This is a genomic window from Bradyrhizobium sp. (assembly GCF_017881085.1).
In the GTDB taxonomy this organism is placed as follows: Bacteria; Pseudomonadota; Alphaproteobacteria; order Rhizobiales; family Xanthobacteraceae; genus Bradyrhizobium.
In genome coordinates this window covers 1-7396 of the sequence record NZ_JADGRI010000279.1, presented here as the reverse complement: position 1 = coordinate 7396, position 7396 = coordinate 1, and the positions used below count along the sequence as shown (strand labels likewise).

Here is a 7396-nt window from a genome sequence, read left to right as displayed (position 1 = left end):
CTCGCCGATGCCGTTGACGGTGCATTCGATCTGCCGCGCGCCGCCGGCGATGCCGGCCAGCGAATTCGCCACCGCCATGCCGAGATCGTTGTGGCAGTGCACCGAGAACACCGCCTTGTCGGAGTTCGGCACCCGCTCGATCAGCGTGCGCATGAAGCGGGCATATTCCTCGGGCGTGGTGTAGCCGACGGTGTCGGGAATATTGACCGTGGTCGCGCCGGCCTTGATCACGGCCTCGACGATGCGGCAGAGGTAGTCCATCTCGCTGCGGGTGGCGTCTTCGGCCGACCATTCGACGTCGTCGATCTGGTTGCGCGCGCGGGTGACGTTGGCGATCGAGAGCTCCATCACCTGCTCCGGCGTCATGTTCAGCTTGACGCGCATGTGCAGCGGCGAGGTCGCGATCACGGTGTGGACACGGCCGCGCCGGGCGAACTTCACGGCTTCCGCGCAGCGGTCGATGTCCTTCGGATTGGCGCGCGACAGGCCCGCGATCACCGAGTTCTTGGAACGCCTTGCGATCTCGCTGACCGCCTGGAAGTCGCCTTCCGAGGTAATGGGAAAGCCGGCCTCGATGACGTCGACGCCCATGTCGTCGAGCATTTCGGCGACCTCGATCTTCTCCTCGAAACTCATGGTGGCGCCGGGGCACTGTTCGCCGTCGCGCAAGGTGGTGTCGAATATGATGACGCGGTCCTTGTCGGACTTGTTGACGGTGGTCATTTCGAAATTCCTTTAGGTGGAGCGCTGCTCGGAGCGCTGAAGGGGATCTGGTGATCTCGCGCAACCCCTGAGTGCCCAGGCGCCAACGCCCAGACGGCCCTCAGGGGCAGATAAGAAGCAGAAGCCCGCCAAGAAGCCGGGTGGGCAAGGACGCAGCCGGAATCGCTTCGGGACCGGCGGCAAAGGCCGCTTTCCCGTGAACTCCGAACAAACAGCTGCGAATCAGCATTGCCAGACCCTTTGGAAGCCCGATCCTCGGCTAAAACCATTGACGGTTTATTGCCGGCGGGGCGCTTCCAAGCCTGTTCTAGACGAGAAATACCGGAAGCCGCAACGCCAAAAGATGATCAACCCAAAGGATGGTCAGCGAGGCTGACCTAACCGGACGAGGCTTTCCTCGCCCATACGATAGCGATCTCGCGGCGCCACGCGCCCGAGGTTTGTCCTGCCGGTTCCGCCCTCTTTCGATCAGAGGGCGCAGGGAATGCCGGGCGCCCGATGCGCCCGCAAGCCGCGTGTGCAGGAGGTAGTGGGTGTAAGCACACGCGTTAGTCAGGTCACACCGGAACCACCCGGCATTCCCCGCGCAATGGTTTTAACGGGTTCCTTCGCGCTCTCCTCGGCGACCGGGCTTTTTTGCCACCGTCGCCCCTGAGAAGCTTGCTTCTCAAGAGCTTGACGCCAGCATCGGGGCGTCAGGACCACACGACTTCACCGTCCGCCTCAAGCGTCGTTCGTCAAAAACGCATCAGCGTCCACCGCATCCAATCCCAACGTTCGTGACGATGGCCAACGCCCCTCTTTCGGGATCGGACGGCGGGGACATGAAAGTGATTTGCGTCAGACGTGAACGAAAATATTTTTGCAAAGGGGGCTGGACAGGCACGGCACAAAACAAGCCGGTGATTTGCTCGTCGGGTTGTCTGATCGAGCCGACGACGGTTTATTTCCTGCGCCGTCATTTCGGGATGCGCCTCTCGGCGCAGGCCCGGAATCCATAACCACAAATGGGCGTTATGGATTCCGGGTTCGCGCTACGCGCGCCCCGGAATGACGGCTTATTATGTTGCTTCGTCCGGCGCCAGAAGCCGACATGCGGCGCGAGGGAACCATTATCATCAATCGGCATTAGCCAACCATCATCTCGTCGGAGGCAAGGTCATGCACCTGTCCAATCAGGGTCTTCTGGTCATCATCATCGTTGGAATTGTCGCCGGATGGCTGGCAGGCAGGGTGATGGACGGTGGCGGTTTTGGATTGATCGGTGATTTGCTGGTCGGTCTGGTCGGCGCGTTTATCGGTGACTGGCTGCTGCCGCGGCTTGGTATCCACCTCGGGGCAGGAATTGTCGCGCTGATCCTCAACGCCTTTATCGGCGCCGTGGTCCTTCTGCTGATCCTGAGATTGGTGGGCGGCGGCTGGGGCCGAAGACGCCGCTGGAGCTGAGCCCTGCGTTTGCAGGCGCAACAGGGCTGGGCAATACATCGCAAAACCGGCCCGTCGGGCAAATCACCCCTCCCCGGTCGCTCACGGTGCGGGCAATTTAGCTCTTAATGCCGCTGTAATTTCATTAGCGTTTTAGCAAAACCGGACACCGGTCCTTAAGCCGCGCAAAGCAGACTGCCCGCATTCAGTCAGGGGCAGTCATGACCGAAGAAAAAGTGAAAATCAAATGCACGAAATGCTCGCAGGTATTCAGAGAGCGGGCGCAGAAGGTCCGCAACGGTTTCCAGACCAACTGCCAGCACTGCAACCGGTTGATTACGTTTGACAGCGCTTCGGAAGATAAAAATATCCGCCGGGCGCTGACGAGCGCCAAAGAGATACGGATGACACTTGACGCACGGCCGAAAACCGAAAGTGCGATGGCAGGCTCGGCCGGCGATCGCAGTCAGGTCTAGCTTTTCGCTGCGTAGCGATCAGATAACACCGGGCCTATAGCGTTTTCGATCGAAGTGGATCCCGATGCGCGAAAAGAAAACGCGTGGCCTGTCCATTGACCATCGGGCTCCGGCTTAGCTGCCCTTCCCCGCCCGTTTCGCAACCTTCGCCTTCTTCCGCCCCTTGCCTTCGTTCTCCAGCGCCTCGCGCACTTGCTCGAACTCCCGCAGCGACGCCTTGTCGGCGCGCGGAAAGTGCAGATCGAGATTTTCCAGCGCACTGACGATGGCAGATCCGATCACCACCCTGGCGAACCATTTGTGATCGGCCGGCACCACGTACCATGGCGCCAGCGCCGTCGAGGTATGCCGGACGATATCCTGATACACCGCCATGTATCTCGGCCACAGCGCGCGCTCCTTGATATCGTTCATCGAGAATTTCCAGTTCTTCGCAGGCTGGTCCAGCCGGTCGAGAAACCGCGCGCGCTGCTCCTCCCTGGAGAGGTTGAGGAAGAATTTCAGGATCACCGTTCCGTTGCGCGCGAGGTAACGCTCGATCGCCGAGATATCCTCGAACCGATCGCGCCAGATGTTCTTGGTCATCAGTTTGGGCGGGATCTTCTCCTGCGCGAGGAATTCCGGGTGCACCCGCGTCACCAGGCATTCCTCGTAATAGGAACGGTTGAAGATGCCGATGCGGCCGCGCTCCGGCAGCGCGGTCATGCAGCGCCACATGAAATCGTGGTCGAGTTCGTGGGAGGTCGGCTGCTTGAACGAATAGACCTCGCAGCCCTGCGGGTTGACGCCCTCGAAGATGCTCTTGATGGCGCTGTCCTTGCCGGCCGCGTCCATGCCCTGCAGGATCACCAGCACCGACCAGCGATCCTGGGCGTAGAGCCGTTCCTGAAAATCGTTCAGCCGCTCCCGGTTGGCTTCGAGGATCTTCTCGGCCTTGTCCTTGTCGAGACCGCCCTTCTCGTCGGTCTTGTGCGACCGGAGATGAAACTTGCCCGATCCGTCGAAGCGGAACGGCGCGACAAAGGGCTTCAGCTCAGCGGCCAGCGACGGCGAAGGTTTCTTGCTCATGACGGGCGACACCCTTTGTTCCCTTGGCAGTTCTCTTGGTAACAAAATCTAACCACGCATCTGCGCTTCGACAAACGCGGCGACAAAGCGCGGCATCGCCGCCGTGAGGTCGCCCCTCTCGCGCACCAGATGAATCGCCGAAAGTTCGGGCTGGTGCTGCAGGGCCAGATTGGCCTCGATCCGGGCGCGCAGCGCTTCGCCGGTGAGATCGACATCCAATATCCGGATCATCGCAACCGCGGCGCCCGAGACCACGCAATCCCAATGCGCGCTGGGGTGATAATCCGCAGGCGCAAGACCGGTTTCCTCCAGGACTTCGCGGGCGACGCTGCCGGCAATATCGACCGCGTTGCCCCTGATATCGTCGAGGTCGGGCGTTCCCGATGGAAAATAGATGCGGCCGGCATTCGAGGTGTGCTGGCCCATTTCGCCGAGGACGAACGCGCCGTCGGAACTGCGCAGCGCGCCCATCCCGAAGCCGTTGAAGACCGAGGCGTCGGGAAAGCCCCAGTCGCGCCACGCCAGGAAGCTGGCGAAATCGGCCTCAAAATAGCTGGCGCGTAATCGCTCGCCGGTGAAGACGGGATCGCGCCCCAAGAGGATGCGGCCGTTCCAGATCGGCTTCTCGCGCTGCTTGACCGCGAAATGCGCTGATATTTCGGCCCGCCGCTCGTCCGCGAACGGCCACGGCCGGGGCTCAAATGCCAGATCGAGCGTCGTGACGCGATGAATCAACGGCTGCGTCATGCCGCCCAATCGGATCTATTTGGCATTCATCCCCGTCGTCTTCCTGGCCTGCTCGACGAATTTGTTGGTAAACGTCTTGCTGACGTCGACATTGGCCTTGGCGACTTCAGGCGAACTCTCGCTGAACACCGCGAGCACGGCGTCGGCGCCCTTGGGATCCATCTTGCCGGTTTCCGAATACATCGGGATCGTGTTCTTGAGCGCGGCGAGATAAAGCTCCTTGTTCTTGCCGACCATTTCCGGCGGCATTTTGGCCATGATATCCTCCGCGGAGTGCGAATGGATCCAGGCCAGCGTGTTGACGATCGCGTTGGTCAGCGCCTGCACCTCCTTCTCGTGCGAGGCAACCCACGCGGCGGTCGAGTAGAGCGCGCCGCCCGGATATTCGCCGCCGAACACGCCGAGCGTATCCTTCTGCGTGCGCGTATCGGAGAGGATGCGCAGGTCCGGATGGCTGCCCTGCAGCACGGTCACCGAGGGATCCAGCATCACGGCCGCATCGATCTGGCCCTGCTCCATCGCCGCCACCGCAGTGGCGCCGAGACCAACGCCGATCACGGATACGCCGGCCGGATCGAGGCCGTTCTTCTTCAGGAGATATTTGAGGAAGAAGTCGGTCGAGGAACCCGGCGCGCTGACGCCGACCTTCTTGCCTGCGAGATCCTTGATCGATTTGATCTCGCCATTGTGCGAGGGCGATACCACCAGGACGAGGCCGGGGTAGCGGTCATAGACTACAAACGACTGCAGCTCCTGCTTCTTGGCGGCGAGATTGACGCAGTGGTCGAAATAGCCCGAAACCACGTCGGCGCTGCCGCCGAGCACGGCCTTGAGCGCGTCCGAGCCGCCCTTGAGATCGACCAGTTCGACCGCCAGGCCGGCTCTGTCGAATTCGCCGAGCTGCTGGGCCAGCACGGTCGGCAGATAGCACAGGCAGGCGCCGCCCCCGACCGCGACGGTGATCTTGGTTTGCGCTGCGGCAAGACCGGATGTCATCACCAGCGCCAACAGCGTCGCGGCCAGCCGGCCCAATAATTTCCTCATCATTTCCTCCATTCGTTAGCGCCAACATAGTGCAGCGCAAACCGGTTGAGAAGGCGACTTTGGTCGCCGGAGCGTCAGCGCTGAAAAAATCCGGTCGACTTTTATTCCGCCGCCCGCGCAGGATTTTTTTGGCCGGACCAGTGGGGCTGCATGTTCGCGCGCTGGCCAAGCGCGGATTCGCGACATAGCATGCCGCTCACAAAAAATGCCCCCGGGGGAGGAAAATCCATGAACCGCATCGCTACGACTCTGACCATCGCCGCGGCATTCGCCGCCGGCTGCGCCGTGACCCATTCGATGCAGCCGGCTCGCGCCGCCGCCGAGAACATCGCGGCGCAGATCATTCATACCGGCGAATTGGAAGGAGATGCGCTTAGCCCGGCCGCAGCCAATGGGATGCGCAACAAGATGTTCGTCTCCGTCGACGGCGCTACTGTCGCAATACAGGACGGCAACACGCCCAAGCATTTGCATCCCAACGCCAACGAGATCCAATACATTCTAGAAGGCACCGGGACAATCTGGCTCGGCGACAAGGAAGTGAAGGTCAAGCCGGGCGACCTCGTCATTATCCCCCATGGCACCCCGCACGGAGGTAGCAAGCCGGACGGCCGGACGCTGAAAGCCATCGCCATCAAGACGCCGCCGCAGACGCCCGAAGACATCAAGCTGCTGAACTGACGGCGCGTCTTCGCGCCGTCATTCCGGGGCGCACGCGAAGCGGGCGAGCCCGGAATCTCGAGGTTCCGGGTTCGCGCTTCGCGCGCCCCGGAATGACACCTACCCCCGCCCCTCCGCCGCGTCCGGCCGCCAGACCAGCAGCCGCCGCTCGACCGCGGTCACGGCGAGATCGATCAGGATGACGAAGGCCGACAGCACGAACATGCCGGCAAACACCCCGGCGACGTCGAACACGCCTTCGGCCTGCTGGATCAGATAGCCGAGCCCGGCGGCCGAGCCGAGATACTCGCCCACCACGGCGCCGACCACCGCAAAGCCGACCGAGGTATGCAGCGAGGAGAACATCCATGACAGCGCCGAGGGCCAGTACACGTGCCGCATCAGCTGCCGCTCGCTCATGCCGAGCATGCGGCCATTGGCCAGCACCGTTCCGCTGACTTCCTTGACGCCCTGGTAGACGTTGAAGAACACGATGAAGAACACCAAGGTGACGCCGAGCGCGACCTTCGACCAGATGCCCAGGCCCAGCCACAGCGTGAAGATCGGCGCCAGCACGACGCGCGGCAGTGCGTTGGCCATCTTTACATAGGGGTCGAACACGGCGGCGACCAGCGGCTGGCGCGCGAACCAGAAACCGACCAGTACGCCGCCGAGCGATCCGATCGCGAAAGCCAGCATCGATTCCCAGAGCGTAATCAAAAGATGCTTCCAGATCACGCCGGTGCGGAACCAGTCGAGGATCTGGCTGCCGACATCAACCGGATTGGAAAAGAAGAACGGCGGCAACAGCATTCGGCCGAACACCGGCACGGTAGCGAAAAACTGCCACGCTCCCAGCGCGACGACGGCGACGAGCAGTTGAAGACCGAGAAGCGTCAGGCGCGACATGGGCACGATCCATCTCTCGGTGTGAGGCATCCCCGCATCATGGCTTCGAGAACGTACCGATCAGGCCGGTCGCAGCCTTGGCGTGGCCTTCCAGCGCCTTGATCAGCTCGTCGCGGGTCAGGCCGGGCTGCAGCGCCGCCGGCTCGAGATCGGTGGCCATCAGCGTGAAGGTGTAGTGATGCAGCGGGCGCCGGCGTGCACGGGCCGGTGTAGGTGGAAAACTTGTTGGTGCCGATGCCGGCGACATATTTCTCGCTCGGTTTCGAAACTTCGCCCTCGGCAAAGCCGGTGACCGAGACTGGAATGCCATAGGCCACCCAGTGGATGACGCCGCCGGGCGGGCG

Annotated in this window: 7 protein-coding genes and 2 pseudogenes; 3 read left to right on the top strand and 6 right to left on the bottom strand. The window is 62.1% G+C overall.

All coding sequences use genetic code 11. From position 1 onward, the window contains the following. Nucleotides 1-723, bottom strand: a pseudogene (locus QZ213_RS21805) (2-isopropylmalate synthase); the annotation flags it as partial. A gap of 1161 nt (nucleotides 724-1884) precedes the next feature. Here QZ213_RS21805 and QZ213_RS21800 point away from each other — a divergent pair. Beyond that, nucleotides 1885-2169 carry a GlsB/YeaQ/YmgE family stress response membrane protein gene (locus tag QZ213_RS21800; protein WP_291688165.1) on the top strand — a complete coding sequence of 95 codons (285 nt, stop codon included), beginning with the start codon at nucleotides 1885-1887 and terminating at the stop codon, nucleotides 2167-2169. Nucleotides 2170-2369: 200 nt separating this feature from the next. After that, on the top strand, nucleotides 2370-2624 hold the full coding sequence (locus QZ213_RS21795) for a hypothetical protein (protein WP_291688163.1): 255 nt from the start codon (nucleotides 2370-2372) through the stop codon (nucleotides 2622-2624). Nucleotides 2625-2738: 114 nt separating this feature from the next. On the opposite strand, the gene QZ213_RS21790 is transcribed toward QZ213_RS21795, so the two are convergent. From QZ213_RS21790 to QZ213_RS21780, 3 genes are read right to left on the bottom strand one after another with little or no spacing between them, the layout of a single operon-like run. Beyond that, nucleotides 2739-3692, bottom strand: coding sequence for a polyphosphate kinase 2 family protein (locus QZ213_RS21790; RefSeq protein WP_291688162.1), 954 nt, complete (start codon nucleotides 3690-3692; stop codon nucleotides 2739-2741). Nucleotides 3693-3740: 48 nt separating this feature from the next. Next, complete coding sequence (locus tag QZ213_RS21785) at nucleotides 3741-4439, bottom strand: NUDIX hydrolase (protein ID WP_291688161.1); 699 nt, start codon at nucleotides 4437-4439, stop codon at nucleotides 3741-3743. Nucleotides 4440-4454: 15 nt separating this feature from the next. Continuing rightward, entirely contained in the window at nucleotides 4455-5483 is a 1029-nt protein-coding gene (locus tag QZ213_RS21780; protein WP_291688160.1) for an ABC transporter substrate-binding protein, read from the bottom strand. 150 nt (nucleotides 5484-5633) lie between these two features. Here QZ213_RS21780 and QZ213_RS21775 point away from each other — a divergent pair, with 150 nt between their 5' ends. Continuing rightward, entirely contained in the window at nucleotides 5634-6164 is a 531-nt protein-coding gene (locus QZ213_RS21775) for a cupin domain-containing protein (RefSeq protein WP_291688159.1), read from the top strand. A gap of 99 nt (nucleotides 6165-6263) precedes the next feature. Here the strand turns inward: QZ213_RS21775 and QZ213_RS21770 are convergent, their stop codons facing one another. Then, on the bottom strand, nucleotides 6264-7052 hold the full coding sequence (locus tag QZ213_RS21770; protein WP_291688164.1) for an ABC transporter permease: 789 nt from the start codon (nucleotides 7050-7052) through the stop codon (nucleotides 6264-6266). 37 nt (nucleotides 7053-7089) lie between these two features. Continuing rightward, nucleotides 7090-7369 (bottom strand): annotated as a pseudogene (locus tag QZ213_RS21765) (hypothetical protein). Nucleotides 7370-7396: the final 27 nt, after the last annotated feature.